Consider the following 16,382-nt stretch of genomic DNA (forward strand, 5'->3'; position numbering starts at 1 on the left):
CGCGCGTCAAATGAAAAACACCGCACTTCAAGTGCGGTGTTTTTCATTTCTCTATTGAAAAAACGATGTTTGAATCAATGCGCGCGCACTTCCACGATCGAGAGCGATTGCTGCAATCGAGCGATCGTGGAAGCGGGCGGATAGTCGGCAGGCAGCGACGCATCGAGCGGACCGCCGGTTTGAACGCCGTCACGCCGGAAAGGCTGCAATACCAGTTTCGTGATGCCGCGCGCGACGAGTTCGGTCGAAATGGCGACCAGATCGTCCTCGGTGAGCAGCGCGGGGTGGATCGTCGTGCGGCATTCGAATTCAATACCGCTTTCGACGATAAGATCCAGTGAACGCCGTGCCGCGTCTCCGCTGCGTGCAATCTGCGTGACGTCCGCGTAGCGCTCGAACGGCGCTTTCACGTCAAAGCCGATCCAGTCGATCAAGGGTAAGCACGCCGCCAGTCGATCCGGATAGCCACCGCCCGTATGCAACGCAACGCGAAAGCCGAGCGCTTTCACTTCCGCCATCATCGACGGAAGAAAGCGTTCGACCAGCGGTTCGCCGCCGCAAAAGACCACTGCGTCGAGCATCCCTTTGCGGCGTTCGAGCCACGCCGCGATCGACGGCCATGAGGGCCGATCGGGCGCGCTATTGCGGGTTTGCAGGTGCGGATTGTGGCAATAGTGGCAGCGCCACGGGCAACCCGAGACAAACACGACGCACGCGAGTTTGCCCGGGTAATCGCAGCTGGAGAAGCGCACGACGCCGCCGAGCTTCGGCGAAGGTGTCGGCTCGTCGTGATGGCTCATGGGCGTTCGCGGAAGAAGCAGCGTTCGGCGAATTCACCTTGTTTGCCGATGTTGAAGGCGGAAACCGGTCGGTGATAACCCATGACGCGCGTCCAGATCTCGCAGCGCGTGCGTTCTTCTTCTTTCAGGACCGGCTGCGTCGATGTTGCGTGAAGCGTTGGGAGTTGTTGCTGGAACATAATGCCTCCTTGAGGCGTTGAGAAAGCGGAAAATGGAAGGGCGATATTGAATCGCCGAAGGGTGCAATTGTTCAGGCGATTTCGGCTTCGGCCTTTTCGCGCAGCAAGGCTTCATCGCATTTCGGACAGAATTCGTGGCGGCCGCTGAGATAGCCATGCTTCGGGCACACCGAGAACGTGGGCGTCACGGTGATATACGGCACGCGGAAACCGGCAAGCGCGCGTTTCACCAATTCTCGGCAAGCCTTCGCCGACGACACCGCCTCGTTCATATACAGGTGCAATACCGTGCCGCCCGTGTATTTCGCCTGCAACGGTTCCTGTTGTTCGAGCGCTTCAAACGGATCGTCGGTCCAGGAGGCGGGCAGTTGCGTCGAGTTGGTGTAATAGGGCTGATCCGGCGTCCCGGCCTGGAGAATGTCGGCGAAACGGCGGCGGTCTTCCTTGGCGAACCGGTACGTTGCGCCTTCGGCGGGCGTGGCTTCGAGATTGAAGAGATGGCCGGTTTCCTGCTGGAACTCCGCGAGTCGCGTACGCACATGATCCATCAGGCGGATCGCGAAATCGTGTCCGCGCGAGGTTGTAATATCCTCCGTATCGCCGTAGAAATTGCGGATCATTTCGTTCACGCCATTCACGCCAATGGTGCTGAAGTGATTGCGTAAAGTCCCCAGATACCGTTTGGTATACGGATACAAACCTTTGTCCATCAGATCCTGAATCAAGGCGCGTTTCACTTCGAGGCTCTCCTTGGAGAGATCGAGCAAAGCGTTCACGCGCGCGTAGACGCGGTCTTCGTCGCCACGGCACTCATAGCCGATTCGTGCGCAATTGAGCGTCACCACGCCCACGCTGCCGGTTTGTTCCGCCGAGCCGAACAGGCCGTTGCCGCGCTTGAGCAATTCGCGCAAGTCGAGCTGGAGACGGCAGCACATCGAACGCACCATATGCGGCTCGAGTTCACTGTTCAGAAAGTTCTGGAAATACGGCTGGCCGTAGCGCGCGGTCATTTCAAACAGACGCTCCGTGTTCGGATGCGTCCAGTCGAAATCGTGCGTGATGTTGTAGGTCGGAATCGGGAAAGTAAAGCTGCGGCCGCGCGCGTCGCCGGCCGACATCACCTCGATATAGGCGCGGTTGATCATATCCATTTCCGCGCCCAGATCGCCATAGGTGAAGGGCATTTCCTCGCCGCCGACATAAGGCACCTGATGCTTCAGGTCGTCGGGGCAGGTCCAGTCGAAGGTCAGGTTCGTAAAGGGTGTTTGCGTGCCCCATCGACTCGGCACATTCAGGTTGTAAACCAGTTCCTGGATGCACTGTTTCACCTCGGCATAGCCGAGTTTGTCGACACGCACGTAAGGCGCCATATACGTATCGAACGAAGAAAACGCCTGTGCGCCGGCCCATTCGTTTTGCAGCGTGCCGAGGAAATTCACGATCTGTCCAACAGCCGCGGACAAGTGACGCGGCGGATTCGCCTCCACTTTTCCCGGGACGCCATTAAAGCCCTCTTGCAGCAAGCTGCGTAGCGACCAACCGGCGCAATAGCCCGACAACATATCAAGGTCGTGAATATGGAGTGAGCCGTCGCGATGCGCCGCGCCGATATCGGCGGAATACACATTGTTGAGCCAGTAATTCGCAATGACCTTGCCGCTCGTATTCAGGATCAGCCCACCCAGGCTCCAGCCTTGATTGGCGTTTGCATTGACGCGCCAATCCGAGCGATTGAGATACTCGACGATGGTCGAGGCGACATCGACGGTGAGCCCCGACTTGTCGTCTTGCGGAGCTTGCGCGGGGTTGTGAGTCAACGCGTTTTGCATTTGATTGGCACCATATGTAGTGGTCGTTGTTGATTGGTGAACTTTATATGGTGTTTTATGGCGATGCTGGACGATGCCTTGGCACATTGATAAGTGTCAAAAACCGATGCAGCACGATGCCGCGGTACACATGCGATTCGTGACCGCGCGAATGCGTGAAAGGAGACGAGTCCGGCGTGTTTCGAACGTGCGAGCGATTCGAAGCAAGTGAATCACGCACAGTTCGAGAAAAAGACAGAGCGGTTTCTACCGCAATAAGCTGCGGTAAATCGACTCAATGGAGACAGAAAGAGAATAGCGATTCAGGCGCGATCGCCGTAATGGCAGCAGGCAAATATGAAGCGCGGAAATCCACTCCAGAAACCGCGCAGCAAAGCGGAGCGATCAATGTGATTCGTCGCGTTGCCAGACAGTTTTGCGCGCGAAAACCAGGCTGTTATCGGTGAGTTTGATGTGTTCGATCGACAGACGCCACAAATCGGTGGGACGCAGGCGCGCAACCGGGTGCCGGATCAGATAGCGATCCATTGCGGCTTCGAGCTCCGCACCGGAAAGCCGCGTCGCGAACGCCGAGAACTGCACGCCGCGTATATCGCGAAGGCGCTCGGGTTGTTCGGAAACCGTTGCCGAAACCATCGGGCGGCTTTGCATCGCGTGACCGTGGCGCGTTTTCAGGCTGGTCATCACGAGCACGCTCGCGTTGTTCGGTTCAAATGCGTAGAAGCAACTGGCCGACCACGGCGTGTCGCCGTCAACCACGGCAAGGCTCAAGACGTGATGCGTCGACATGAAGTCGGAGATGCGTGCGGGAAAGGCGTGCATGGGGAAAAACCTGTTGAATCTGCGGAATATCGCATCTGACGATTCTGCCGCCGGTGACGCGCTCCATGCTGGAACTCATCATCGGCGGCAGGCCGTTCAGCACGATTTCAGGCGGTTTTCAGCCGAATCGCCTGATCTTGCGTGTCTAGATTTCGTCCGGCACGAAGTCGGGCAGGAAACGACGCACATCGACTTCCTTGAATTTCGAACGCTCGAAATGATGCTTGAGTTTGAACGGCACCGTGCAGTCGAAAATCGTTTTGCACGATGCGCCCTGTTCGAGAATGCTCGGGCTGTATTCCGGAATCTGTGACGGATCGAGCGGATGGCAGCGCACGCCCGGAATGGCCACGTGGCTCACGTCGCCCTGATAACGCGTTTGCATGGCCCACAACACGTCGTCGGTGTCGAAGATATCCACGTCTTCGTCAACGAGAATCACGTGCTTGAGTTCCGGGAACGACGAGAACGCGAGCAGGGCAGCTTGACGTTGACGACCTTCGTCCACGGGCGCCGACTTCTTGAATTGCATCACGGCGAGCAGTTTGCCGCCGCCCGAGTTGTGCGCGTAGACGTTGAGCAGTTTGCCCGGCATGGCGCGTTCGACCATCTGCAGAATGCTGGCCTCGGTCGGAATGCCGGCCATGTTCACGTGCTCTTCGCCGGGGCCGACGGTCGTTTGCAGGATCGGATTACGACGATGCGTAATGGCCTTCACCTTGATAACGGGAATCGCGTCCTTCGCTTCGCCGGTATAACCGGGGAATTCCGGCATGGCCTTGCCGGTGTCGGTGTTCTGGTCTTCGCGTACGCGCACGATCGGCAGCAATTCGCCTTCGATCACGATTTCGGCGTGGGCGATGGCGCGCGCGTTGACGGTCAGACAGTTCGACAGTTCGACGGCTTTATCACGCAACGCGCCGGCCACGTTCAGTTCGTCGAAACCGAGCGGCGTCGTCGGCGGTTCGAAACACGCTGCCACGTAAATAGCAGGATCGACACCGATGCTGACCGAAATCGGCAGCGGCTTGCCGGCGGCTTCGGCTTTCTGGCGGAACGCGTCGATATGGCGGCCCGGCGTGAGCCACATCGAGAGCTCGTCCTTGCTCTGCACGCAGAGGCGGTGAATCGTCACGTCGTGCTCGCCCGTTTCCGGATCGGCCGCGTAGCAGAGACCCATCGTGACGTACGGTCCTGCGTCTTCCTCGGTATTGGTTGGCGCGGGCAGCAGCGTGCGCAGATCGAAACCCGGCTCCGTGGCGAGGTGCACGACCTCCTGGCACTGCGCCTTTTCCTTGCCGACGGTGACCGGCGGGATCGGATTGAGCACGGCGTCCTTGAGCAGGAAGCCGAGTTTTTTCGGCTCGCAGTTCAGCAGTTTGCCGACGCGCTTGCGCGAGCCCAGCAGGCCGATAGCGACACGGAAGTCGGGGAAGCCTTTGACCTTATTGAAGATCATGGCGGGACCGCCGCGTCGAGTGGGGCGTGAACAGGTACCGCCGGCGCCGACATACCGATAGACGCCCGAGAGTTCTGCGTGCGGATCGACTTCGACGCTGGTCTGGACCAGTTCGCCCGGGAGGTCGCCGAGGACCTGGAGGGCCGAGCGCAGGTCATGCACGCGCGGTTCTGTGTCACCGCTGTGATCGTTGTGTGCCAATTCAATTCTCCTTGGATTCGACGCTGAACGCGTCTGGGAAAAAATATAAACACCGGAGAATGAAGCGTGAATTACCGTTTTGTTATGCCTTCTAAAGCGAAACAATATGGCTTATCGAAATGATTAAGGTCAATGAAAAAAATGGATTTAGGAACCAGAATCCACTCGAATTTCATGTGGAGACCAATTTTTGTCTCGATGAATTTCACGTGAGTTGTTGAGTATTCCCGCAACCACGTGTGTAGCCGGCGTGTGCACGTAACGCGGGTGGCATGCTGGATTGTTCGCTACTTGAGCCGGGTCGGCAGGCGTAGCGAAATATCCGGAAAATTTTTTGATGGCAATAAGCTATTTATTCTGAATGGCGTGATTATTTGTCGCAGTGAAAGTGGGGTGGTCGATCGATTGACGCATCGAGTTTTCGATTGACCGGATTCAATCGCAGTGGATTGGCGGTAGAAAAATCTAGAACGAAGTCGTCGGTGGGTAGTGCGGTTACGCCTCGTTGCGCGGTTGGGGAAACCCGGGCGTAGTCCGCACGGTTGTGAAGAACTAACACAGGATTACTAATGACCAGGATCGTATTATCGGCGGCGCTCGTCGCGGCAGGGGTGCTGACGGCATCGGTCGCGCATGCGCAGAGCAGCGTGACGCTGTGGGGCCAAATGGATGTCGGCATCAACTATGTCAGCAACCAGGGCGGCACACGCAACTTCATGATGGACGATGGCGTCAACGGGCCGGATCTGCTGGGCCTGCGCGGCGTCGAGGATCTCGGCGGCGGCACCAAGGCCATCTTCGAACTGGTGGATCAGTTCTCGGTCGATACCGGCGAATTCACGGCAGACCAGAGTCTCTTTTCTCGCACGTCGCTGGTGGGCCTGCAGAACGACCGTTTCGGCAAGTTGACGGTGGGGAATCAGTACGAATTCATGACGGACACGCTGTTCTTTAACGGCGACGATCCCTCGGAACTGTCCGGCCACTTCTACGACTTCCGCGCCGGTCCGTTCCAGAAGCTCGACCTGCCCGGCAACCCGACGGGTTCGTTCGACTGGGACATGATGAGCGGCGGCACGCCGGTCACCAACTCGGTGAAGTATGTCTCGCCGCGATTCGGCGGATTCAACTTCGGCGCGATGTACGCATTCGGCAACGTTGCAGGTTCGGTGGGTGCGGGCAACGCGCAGAGCTTTTCGCTGAGCTACAAGGCGGCCTCGTTCGGTGCGGACGCGGCTTATACGAACATCAAGACGTACACGGCAGGCTCGCCGCAGATCAGCGTGCGTCGCTGGGGCGCGGGCGCGCATTACGACTTCGGTAACTGGCGCACCAATGCGCTGTTCACGACCGTGCATAACTCGGAGAACGGCGGCTCTGTCTGGGAAGTCACCGCGGGTGCTGAATACCACTTCACGAGCGCGTTCAAGATGGGCGCTTCGTACATGTATATGAAGGGCAATCAGACCGTCGATAACAACCACGCGAACCAGCTTTCGGGCATCGCCGAATACTCGCTCTCGAAGAACACGAGCGTGTACGCCATGGCGCTTTATCAGATTGCGAACAAGGGCGCGCAAGCGCAATTGAGCGGACAGAACACCACCGAAGACGCCTCGAGCAGCAACGTTCAGACGGTCGCACGTATCGGTATTCGTCATCGTTTTTAAACGTGCCAGCCACGTGAATTTCCGGCGTGATTCATGTTCCGGAAATGCGCCCGTCGCCGCGTGGATAAAAAAACACCATGCGGCAACGGGCGACGAAACGGCGAATCAAGCACTCGCAGCACGAGGTCCAGACATGATCGATATCCAGAAAGGCTCGCCGTATGAATGACTATCTTTATCGCATTTCGGTCGCGCTCGGCGGCATGTTGTCGTGCATGCCGACGCTTCCCGGCTCCGAGGCGCTCGTCAACGTGCTGAACAAAACCTTGCGACACGATATTCCTGCGAAAACGCTCAAGTTACTCGAAGGTCGTGCGCTGCAGGCGCAGGTTGCCGACATTGGCGTGCGTTTCGATTTCGCGGTATGCGATGGCGTATTCGAAGCGCTCCCGGAGCCGCGCGAAGTGGACTTGAAAATGAGCGCGACGTTCGAAGATTTCCGCGCGGTAATCGGCGGCGAGACGCCGTTCGACACGCTGTTTTATAGCCGGCGGATCGTACTCGAAGGCGATCTCGACATTGGATTCGCCGTCAAGGAAATGTTTTCGGACATGGATTTCGGTACCACCTCGCTGGAGACCGTCATGCAATTGTGGCGCACCAATATGCCTCGCAATCTCGGCGCCTAGCGCCAACGTGTTCCCCGCGATCGTTTTCGCCGAGATCGCCAGTTGAAGATTTGCAGAAGCACGGCCAGCCGGGCCGTGTTGCATCATTTGTGAGGATTGTCTATGTTCGTCGCCAGCAGGACGGAGCTCGACTCCCTGATTGCGCGCGTGAAAAAAGCGCAGGAAATATTCGCCACGTTCCCGCAGAAGAAAGTCGATGAAATCTTTCGCAGCGCTGCGCTCGCCGCGTCCGAAGCTCGCATTTCCCTTGCACGCATGGCGGTGGAAGAGACGGGAATGGGCGTGCTCGAAGACAAGGTCATCAAGAATCACTTCGCGTCGGAGTACATTTACAACGCGTGGCGAGACGAAAAGACCTGCGACGTGATTGCCGTCGATGAAAGCGCGGGCACGATGACGATTGCGGAGCCGGTCGGGCTCGTTTGCGCGATCGTGCCGACCACCAATCCCACCTCCACCGCGATCTTCAAGGCGCTGATCGCACTGAAGACGCGCAACGGCATTATTTTCAGCCCGCATCCGCGTGCGCGCCGCTCGACCTGCGAAGCCGCGCGCATCGTGCTCGCAGGCGCGGTGGCGGCAGGCGCACCCGCCGATATCATCGGCTGGATCGATGCGCCGAGCGCCGAATTGTCCGATCACCTGATGACGCACGACGACATCAATCTGATTCTCGCGACGGGCGGCCCAGGCATGGTGAAGGCCGCGTATTCGTCGGGCAAACCGGCCATTGGCGTGGGCGCGGGCAATACGCCGGCCGTCATCGACGAAACCAGTGACATCAAGCGCGCCGTCGCCTCGATCCTGATGTCGAAGACATTCGACAACGGCGTGGTATGCGCGTCGGAGCAATCGGTGATCGTCGTGGATGAAATCTATGACGCGGTACGCGAGCGCTTCGCAAAGTCGGGCGCGTATGTGCTGTCGCCGGAAGAAGCGGGCGCAGTGGGCACCTTCCTGATCGTCGGCGGCCGCCTCAACGGCGATATTGTCGGGCAATCGGCGGTGACCATCGCGGATATCGCGGGTGTGAACGTGCCCGAGAATACGAAGATCCTGATTGCGGAAGTCACCTCATACGGCGAAGACGAACCGTTTGCGCACGAGAAGTTGTCGCCTACGCTCGCCATGTATCGCGCGCGCGACTTCGCTCACGCAGTGGAAATCGCCGAAGCGCTCGTCGAGCTGGGCGGCATCGGTCACACGTCGGTGCTGTATACGGATCAGGACAATCAGCGGGATCGTGTCGCGCTGTTCGGCAAGCGTTTGAAGACCTCGCGCGTGCTGGTGAATACGCCTTCGTCGCACGGCGGCATCGGCGACCTCTATAACTTCAGGCTCGCGCCGTCGCTCACGCTCGGCTGCGGTTCGTGGGGCGGCAATTCCGTTTCGGAAAACGTCGGTCCGCAACATCTGATCAACCGGAAGATCGTCGCGAAACGGGCGGAGAATATGCTGTGGCATAAGTTGCCGAAAAGTATTTATTTCCGCCGTGGCTGTTTGCCGTTCGCGCTAGAAGATCTGCGTGACAAAACGCGCGCGACGATCGTGACCGATCGCTTTCTTTTCACGCAAGGCTATGCGGGCGAATTGATTCGAACGCTCAAATCGCAGGGGCTGGAGGTCTCGGTGTTCAGCGACGTCGAGGCGGACCCGACGCTCGACATGGTGCGTCGCGGCGCGGTTGCACTGCGCGCGTTCAAGCCCGATGTGATCGTTGCGTTCGGCGGCGGCAGCGCCATGGACGCGGCCAAGATCATGTGGGTCATGTATGAGCACCCTGAAATTCGCTTCGAGGAACTGGCGCAACGTTTCATGGATATTCGCAAGCGTATTCATCGTTTCCCGCGTCTGGGCGTGAAAGCGGAGCTCGTCGCCATTCCCACCACCTCGGGCACGGGTTCCGAAGTCACGCCGTTCGCCGTCGTGACCGACGAGAAGACCGGACTCAAATATCCGATTGCCGATTACGAACTCACGCCGAATATCGCTATCGTCGATGCGGATCTCGTCATGCACATGCCGCGCGATCTCACGGCTTACGGCGGCATCGATGCGGTCACGCATGCGCTCGAAGCGTATGTCTCCGTGATGGCAAACGAGTATTCGAACGCGCAGGCGTTGCAGGCGCTCAAATTGTTGAAGGTGTATTTGCCGTCCGCATACGCGCGCGGCGCGGGCGATCCGGTTGCTCGCGAGCAGGTTCACAACGGCGCGACGCTTGCGGGTATCGCCTTTGCGAATGCTTTCCTCGGCGTGTGTCACTCGATGGCGCACAAACTCGGCGCGGAATTCGGTCTTGCGCACGGCCTCGCGAATGCGTTGCTGATCGCGAACGTGATTCGCTACAACGCGAACGATGTCCCGTCGAAACAGGCGGCCTTCAGCCAGTACGACCGGCCCGTTGCGCGCTGCCGTTACGCGGAGATTGCCGACGCGCTTTCGCTCGGCGGTGTTTCAGTGGACGAGAAGGTCGAGGCGCTGGTGGCGTGGATCGAGGAACTCAAGCAATGGCTCAACATCCCGGCGTCGATTCAGGCGGCGGGTGTGCCCGAAGCGCGATTCCACGCGTGTCTCGACGCGCTCGCGGAAAATGCGTTTGACGATCAATGCACGGGCGCGAATCCGCGCTATCCGTTGATTGCCGAAATCCGCCAGCTACTGCTCGACAGCTACTATGGGCGGCCTTATGTCGAACGCGTCGGCGACGTGGCTGAACCCGAAGTCACCGTTGCCATAGACGGACTGTAAACGTAAAAAACCCGGTCGCCCATCGGGCAACCGGGTCGTCGATTCGCGCGGGTCACTCGGCGTCACGCGCTGTGCAACACGCTCGACAAGCCCCGCGCCGAACGATGCGATCGTTCGCGCAGGGCGACTCTCATGGTGCGATCAAGACCGATCAGAAGCGGTGGCGGATGCCGACCGTGCCGACGACCTGCGAGCTCGACGACGACGCCGAGAAACCGACGATATCCGCGCCGATGCCCGAATCGCCCGTGCTGCCCACGTGCTGGTACGCAGCTTCGGCGTACACGTCGGTGCGCTTCGAGAGCGCGTAATCCGACTGCAGCGTGATCTGGTGGTACTTCGGATCGACGCCCTTCAGGCTTGCATCCGTGTACGTGTACGCGCCCGAGAACGACAGGGCCGGCGTCAGGTTGTAACGCGCGTTGATTTCATAGTTCGTGAAGCGCGCGCTGCCATCGAGGCCGATGCCCGACGACGTGCCCGAGTTCGACGAGCCGATCAGCGTGGCGTTGCTCAGTTGCGTCTGCGTGAAGACGAAACCGACGTTCGCTGCGCCGAACGCGTAGTTCACGCCTGCGCCGTAGGTGCGTTGACGGCCTGCCGTGAAGGTGGCGTCGGTGCTGACCGCGCCGCTCGTGTTGCTCGAACCCGAGCCGTTGACCTGCAGGTAGCCGGCGCCGAACTTCAGGCCGCCGAATGCGTACGATGCGCCGACGCTGTATGCGCGGTTGTCGGCGAAGCCGTCAGCTTCGTTCGAGAAGCCATAGAGGGCGCCGAACTTGAAGCCGTTGTAATCGACGCTCTGGAACTTGACCGAATTGCTGATACGGAACGAGTTGTTCAGGTTGTCGTTGTCGTACGGGTGCGAGGCGATCGTGCCGCCGTATTGCGTGCCGTTGAGCGCGAGCGGGGCGAGATAGTCGACCACGCTGTCATACTGGCGGCCGAGCGTGAGCGAACCGTACTGGTTGCTCGACAGACCGACGAATGCCTGGCGGCCGAACATGCGGCTGTTTTGCTTGAGCGCGCCGCTCATGACGCTGAAACCGTTTTCGAGGACGAAGATCGCCTTCAGGCCGCCGCCGAGGTCTTCCTGACCCTTCAGGCCGAAACGGCTGCCGTTCAGCGCGCCGCTGGTGGCTGCGAATTCATGCGCGCCGCCCGAGTTGCTGCTATAGGCGATGCCTGCGTCGATCAAACCGTACAGCGTGACGGTGCTCTGTGCGTGGGCGACGCTGGCGAAACCGGCGGCAGCGACTGCGAGAGCGGAAAGGGTAGTCTTTTTCATCGTTACTCCATGGAATTGTTATTTGCTCGATGAGAGCGAGCGCGGAGCATAACGCGATATCCAAAATTGTTTTTTACGCTTGTGGTCTGCACGCCACGATTCGAATCACCGATTGTTCTTTGTTATTCCCGTTTATTACGTGACCGGTATGTTTTATCGAAATATGTCGTAAAAAACGATGTATTTGCTCGTTGTCGACGCGCTTCGAGCACGCTGTGGAACGCGATTTTCACGAATTTTCTGAAATATTCGTTAATCGAGATTACGAATTATTGCGAAAGTCGAATAGCGCAATGAAATGCACGCTATTCCGAAACGTAATGTGCCAATCGACATTTACGGGGCGACTTCCGCAGAAATTTTCAGCCTCGATTCGCGTCGTTGGGTGCGATTCGACGAGTGACATGAAAGCCACACGCAAGCGCGCAGTGTGACTACGGCGCAACAGTCTGCGACACAGCGCTTCACCACCAATTTTTACGGTTGTTTACCGGCATTGCGGCATGCCGATCTGCGCGGAGGCTTGTCGCGCAAGGCTGACACAAGCGCACGCATTCGGGCGCGCGATGGCCGCGCGAGTTCAATTCTTACTCGTCGTTACCGCAACCTTCCAATCTGACAGTTAGTAAGGAGAATCATTCTCATTTGCAGCTATGATCGCGGCCTTTGATGCACCTTGGGTCAAACGACCCGCTATTGGTTGATTACGCTGCGGAAACTCAAACATTCATGAACCGAACCACACACTCACCCGTGCAGGCGTTTCGCCTGGCTCCGCTCGCCGCTGCGGCTTTCGCGCTCGCCAGCCTGTCCGTCCACGCGTATGCCGCCGATGCCACGAGCGATAGCGCCACCACGGACAGTGCGAAGTCGTCGGTGTTGCCCGCCGTGAGTGTGAAAGCGGCTCGCGCCGCGCTGCCCGGCGACCTTGCGCCGGCGTATGCGGGCGGGCAGGTCGCGAGCGGCGCGTCGATCGGCGTGCTCGGCAAGCAGAAGATGCTCGACGTGCCGTTTTCGGTCACGAGCTACACGTCGAAGCTGATTCAGGATCAGCAGGCGCAAACGGTCGCCGACGTCGTCGCCAACGATCCGGCCGTGCGCACCGCGCTCGGCTACGGCAACTTCTCCGAGACCTATATCATCCGCGGCTTCCAGGTCTATTCGGACGACGTGGGCCTCGACGGCTTCTACGGCCTCACGCCGCGCCAGATGGTCGACACCGGCGCGATCGAGCGCGTCGATATCTTCAAGGGCGCGAGCGCGTTCGTGAACGGCGCGGCGCCGGGCGGCTCGGGCGTGGGCGGCACGATCAACGTGCAGACCAAAGTCGCGGACGATAAGCCCGTCACGCGCGTGACGGTGGAGGGCAGCGCGTCGGGCGAACTCGGCACGCACGTGGACGTGGGCCGCCGCTTCGGCGACAACGACCAGTTCGGCATTCGCGTGAACCAGACCGTGGTGGGCGGCAGCACGGCCGTGCAGAACCAGGACAGCCACTCGCAGCAAACCGCGATTTCGCTCGATTATCGCGGCGACAAGCTGCGTCTCTACGCCGACTTCCTCTATCAGAAGAACAACATCACGGGCGGCCGTCCGGGCGTGTTCGTGACGGGCGACGACATGCCGTCCACGCCGTCGGCGAGCTACAACTACGCGCAGCCGTGGACGTATTCGAAGCAGGAAGACACGGTCGGCATGCTGCGCGGCGAATACGACATCGCGCCGAACTGGACCGCTTACGCGGGCATCGGCTCGCGTCATACGACCGAACTGGGGCAGTACGAGACGCCCACCTACGATGCGGGCTCGACGACGGCGTATCGGATGAACACGCTGTTCAAGGAAAACGCGATCTCGGCGCAGACGGGTGTGCGCGGCAAGTTCAATCTCGGCCCGGTTTCGAACCAGGTCAATGCGGGCTGGCAGATCGAACGCATCGCGGAGTACGGCGCTTATAACTGGAGCTACGGCCTCCCGTGGTCGACGAGCCTCTACAACACGGCGACGGTTGCGATCCCGGGCACCACGTATGGCGCGGGCGACTTCTCCGATCCGGGCCTGACGAGCGCGACGCTGATGCGCAGCTTCGTCGTGTCGGACACGCTCGGCTTCTTCCACGACCGCCTGCTGTTCACGGTTGGCGCGCGTCGTCAGAACATCGTCGAAAACGGCTATGAATACGGTTCGGAAACGCAGGACTCGGCGTACAACGATTCCGCGACCACGCCGATTCTCGGCCTCGTCTACAAGCTTCAGCCGAATCTGTCGATCTACGCGAACCGCGCGGAAAGCCTCGTCGAAGGCGGCACGGCGCCGAGCGGCACTGCCAACGTCGGCCAGGTGCTCGCCCCGTTCCGCGCCAAACAATACGAAGCGGGCGTCAAGTACGACGCGAATCACTACGGCGCGGCATTCGCGATCTACCAGATCAAGCAGCAGGTCGCGTACACGAACAGCGTGACCAACATCTACGCGGCGGACGGCATTCAGCGCCACCGCGGCGCGGAGTTCTCGATGTACGGCGAGCCGCTCAAGGGCCTGCGCGTGATCGGCGGCGTGTCGTATATCGACGCCAAACTGATGGACACGGGCGACGCCTCGGAGAACGGCAACCGTCCGATCGGCGTGCCGGCCTGGACCTTCAACGCGAACCTCGAATACGACGTGCCGCAACTGCCGGGTCTCACGCTGATGGGCCGCGCGATCTGGACCAGCTCGCAGTATCTCGACACGGCGAACACGCAGAAGATCCCGTCGTGGACGCGTTTCGACGTGGGCGCGCGCTACAAGACGCAGATCCTCAAGCACGACACGAGCTTCAACGTGATGGTGACGAATCTCGCCAATCGCTCGTACTGGTCGTCGGCGCTCGGCGGATATTTGACGCAGGCCGAGCCGCGCACGGCGTGGTTCTCGGTGACGACGGACTTCTAAAGGGAGCCATCGCGCATGCCGCGCATAGCTGCTATGCGGCATGCGCGCGCCCAACGCCATGCGCGGTCCGGATAATTTCAGGCATTCCGAAGCGCGTCCGGCCCAGCGGCTGAGTTCGCGCGACACCTTGCAACAGGGAGCCTGAACTCATGTCTGAAATCGCCCAGCCGCGCAACGGCGGCCGCATCCTCGTGGACGCGCTCGTGCGCAATGGCGTCGATACCGTCTACTGTGTGCCCGGCGAAAGCTATCTGCCGGTGCTCGACGCCCTGCACGACGCGCATGGCGTGCGCACGATCACCGCGCGCCACGAAGGCGCGGCCTCGAACATGGCCGATGCCTACGGAAAGCTGACGGGTCGCCCCGGCATCTGTTTCGTGACGCGCGGCCCCGGCGCCACGCACGCGAGCAACGGCGTGCATACGGCGAGCGAAGATTCCACGCCGATGATCCTGTTCATCGGCCAGGTCGAGCAGGATTTCATCGGTCGCGGCGCGTTCCAGGAAGTCGATTACCGCCAGATGTTCGGCGGCATCGCCAAGTGGGTCACGCAGATCGAAAGCGTGGAGCGCATTCCCGAGATCGTCGCGAAGGCGTTCAGCGTGGCGCTCTCGGGCCGTCCGGGTCCGGTCGTGATCGCGCTGCCCGAAGACGTGCTGTTCGGTGCGGCCGCCGTGGCCGACGCACCCGCCGTGCGCATCGCGCATGCCGCGCCGGAACCGCAGGCGCTCGACACGCTGCGCGAATTGCTCGACGCCGCGACGCGTCCGCTGGTGGTGGTCGGCGGCACGGGCTGGGACGCCGAATCGGGCGCCGCGCTCAAGCGCTTCGTGCACGCCAACAATCTGCCGGTCGCGGCCTCGTTCCGCCGCCAGGATCTGTTCGACAATCGCGATCCGCATTACGTCGGCCAGCTCGGCCTCGGCGTGTCGCCGAAACTGTCGGATCGCGCCAAAGAGGCCGATCTGGTGATCGTCGTCGGTTCGCGTCTCGCGGAAACGACCTCGTCGGGCTACACGGTGTTCGAGAGCCCCGCGCCGAAGCAGACCATGGTGCATGTCCATCCCGACGCCGAGGAACTGGGCCGCGTGTTCCAGTCGCGTCTGCCGATTCACGCGTCGCTGCGCGCGTTCGCGCTGGCGCTCGACGGGGTAAAGCCGGTCGCGGCCGCCTCGCAGCAGCGCTGGCAGGCGTGGACGGAAACGGCGCGCGCCGACTACATCGCGCATTCAACGCCGCCCGCGCCGAGCGCGGAAATCCACGGCGTGGATCTCGCGCAGGTCGTCGCGCATCTGAACGACGTGCTGCCCGACGATGCCGTGATTTCGAACGGCGCGGGCAACTACACGGTCTGGGTGCATCGTTTTTACCGCTATCGCAGCCCAGCCACGGAACTCGCGCCGACCAACGGCGCGATGGGCTACGGCTTCCCGGCGGCCATCGCGGCGAAAATCCAGAATCCGCAGCGTTCGGTCGTGTGCTTCGCCGGCGACGGCTGCTTCATGATGTATCCGCAGGAACTGGCGACGGCGGTGCAGTTCGGCGCACCGCTGATTGTCATCGTCGTGAACAACAATATGCTTGGCACGATCCGCATGCATCAGGAGCGCGAATATCCGGGCCGCGTGTCGGCCACGCAATTCGTGAATCCCGATTTCGTGGCGATGGCGCAGGCTTTCGGCGCACATGCCGAACGTGTCGAGCGCACCGAAGATTTCGCGGCGGCCTTCGAGCGGGCGCAGCGTGCCGGCGTGGCGGCGCTCATCGAGCTTCGCACCGATCCGCTGCAGATCACTCCCGCTAACCGTTTGAGCGCATGA

The 16,382-nt window shown here is 60.4% G+C and carries 10 protein-coding genes and 1 pseudogene; 5 read left to right on the plus strand and 6 right to left on the minus strand.

The features are described 5' to 3' along the window. Nucleotides 1-74: 74 nt before the first annotated feature. The 5 genes and pseudogenes from SB764_RS23410 to SB764_RS23430 all read right to left on the minus strand — a co-directional run bounded on the left by SB764_RS23410 (nt 75) and on the right by SB764_RS23430 (nt 5,290). The gene (locus SB764_RS23410) at nt 75-800 is read right to left on the minus strand and encodes an anaerobic ribonucleoside-triphosphate reductase activating protein (protein WP_321904763.1); all 726 of its coding nucleotides are present in this window, start codon (nt 798-800) and stop codon (nt 75-77) included. Then, nucleotides 797-979: an anaerobic ribonucleoside-triphosphate reductase gene (gene nrdD / locus SB764_RS23415; RefSeq protein WP_065058448.1), complete on the minus strand. Its 183-nt coding sequence runs from the start codon at nt 977-979 to the stop codon at nt 797-799. The genes SB764_RS23410 and nrdD overlap by 4 nt, the downstream gene beginning before the upstream one ends. Before the next feature lie 71 nt (nt 980-1,050). Then, nucleotides 1,051-2,775, minus strand: a pseudogene (locus SB764_RS23420) (ribonucleoside triphosphate reductase); the annotation flags it as partial. 417 nt (nt 2,776-3,192) lie between these two features. Beyond that, nucleotides 3,193-3,630: a hypothetical protein gene (locus tag SB764_RS23425; RefSeq protein WP_110327402.1), complete on the minus strand. Its 438-nt coding sequence runs from the start codon at nt 3,628-3,630 to the stop codon at nt 3,193-3,195. A 145-nt stretch (nt 3,631-3,775) separates the two neighbouring features. After that, on the minus strand, nt 3,776-5,290 hold the full coding sequence (locus SB764_RS23430) for a UbiD family decarboxylase (protein WP_110327401.1): 1,515 nt from the start codon (nt 5,288-5,290) through the stop codon (nt 3,776-3,778). Between the two features lie 569 nt (nt 5,291-5,859). Between SB764_RS23430 and SB764_RS23435 the strand changes: the two genes are divergently transcribed. The 3 genes from SB764_RS23435 to adhE all read left to right on the plus strand — a co-directional run bounded on the left by SB764_RS23435 (nt 5,860) and on the right by adhE (nt 10,340). Next, entirely contained in the window at nt 5,860-6,960 is a 1,101-nt protein-coding gene (locus SB764_RS23435) for a porin (RefSeq protein ID WP_074983628.1), read from the plus strand. Nucleotides 6,961-7,121: 161 nt separating this feature from the next. Beyond that, a complete protein-coding gene (locus tag SB764_RS23440; RefSeq protein ID WP_065058454.1) occupies nt 7,122-7,589 on the plus strand; it encodes an SCP2 domain-containing protein in 468 nt (155 codons plus the stop codon). A gap of 102 nt (nt 7,590-7,691) precedes the next feature. Next, complete coding sequence (adhE, locus tag SB764_RS23445; protein ID WP_065058455.1) at nt 7,692-10,340, plus strand: bifunctional acetaldehyde-CoA/alcohol dehydrogenase; 2,649 nt, start codon at nt 7,692-7,694, stop codon at nt 10,338-10,340. Nucleotides 10,341-10,491: 151 nt separating this feature from the next. Here the strand turns inward: adhE and SB764_RS23450 are convergent, their stop codons facing one another. Next, nucleotides 10,492-11,628: a porin gene (locus SB764_RS23450; RefSeq protein ID WP_065058457.1), complete on the minus strand. Its 1,137-nt coding sequence runs from the start codon at nt 11,626-11,628 to the stop codon at nt 10,492-10,494. A 729-nt stretch (nt 11,629-12,357) separates the two neighbouring features. Here SB764_RS23450 and SB764_RS23455 point away from each other — a divergent pair. Continuing rightward, a complete protein-coding gene (locus tag SB764_RS23455) occupies nt 12,358-14,562 on the plus strand; it encodes a TonB-dependent receptor (protein WP_410865072.1) in 2,205 nt (734 codons plus the stop codon). A 149-nt stretch (nt 14,563-14,711) separates the two neighbouring features. Then, nucleotides 14,712-16,382, plus strand: a complete 1,671-nt coding sequence (locus tag SB764_RS23460; protein ID WP_410865074.1) for a thiamine pyrophosphate-binding protein — start codon at nt 14,712-14,714, stop codon at nt 16,380-16,382.

Source organism: Paraburkholderia sp. SIMBA_027 (assembly GCF_046535315.1).
Lineage (GTDB): Bacteria > Pseudomonadota > Gammaproteobacteria > Burkholderiales > Burkholderiaceae > Paraburkholderia > Paraburkholderia tropica.

Coding starts and splice junctions, on each gene's coding strand:
- SB764_RS23440 (WP_065058454.1), top strand. CDS start 7,122: ATGAATGACTATCTTTATCGCATTTCGGTCGCGCTCGGCGGCATGTTG.
- SB764_RS23460 (WP_410865074.1), top strand. CDS start 14,712: ATGTCTGAAATCGCCCAGCCGCGCAACGGCGGCCGCATCCTCGTGGAC.
- SB764_RS23410 (WP_321904763.1), bottom strand. CDS start 800: ATGAGCCATCACGACGAGCCGACACCTTCGCCGAAGCTCGGCGGCGTC.
- SB764_RS23450 (WP_065058457.1), bottom strand. CDS start 11,628: ATGAAAAAGACTACCCTTTCCGCTCTCGCAGTCGCTGCCGCCGGTTTC.
- nrdD (WP_065058448.1), bottom strand. CDS start 979: ATGTTCCAGCAACAACTCCCAACGCTTCACGCAACATCGACGCAGCCG.
- SB764_RS23435 (WP_074983628.1), top strand. CDS start 5,860: ATGACCAGGATCGTATTATCGGCGGCGCTCGTCGCGGCAGGGGTGCTG.
- SB764_RS23425 (WP_110327402.1), bottom strand. CDS start 3,630: ATGCACGCCTTTCCCGCACGCATCTCCGACTTCATGTCGACGCATCAC.
- adhE (WP_065058455.1), top strand. CDS start 7,692: ATGTTCGTCGCCAGCAGGACGGAGCTCGACTCCCTGATTGCGCGCGTG.
- SB764_RS23455 (WP_410865072.1), top strand. CDS start 12,358: ATGAACCGAACCACACACTCACCCGTGCAGGCGTTTCGCCTGGCTCCG.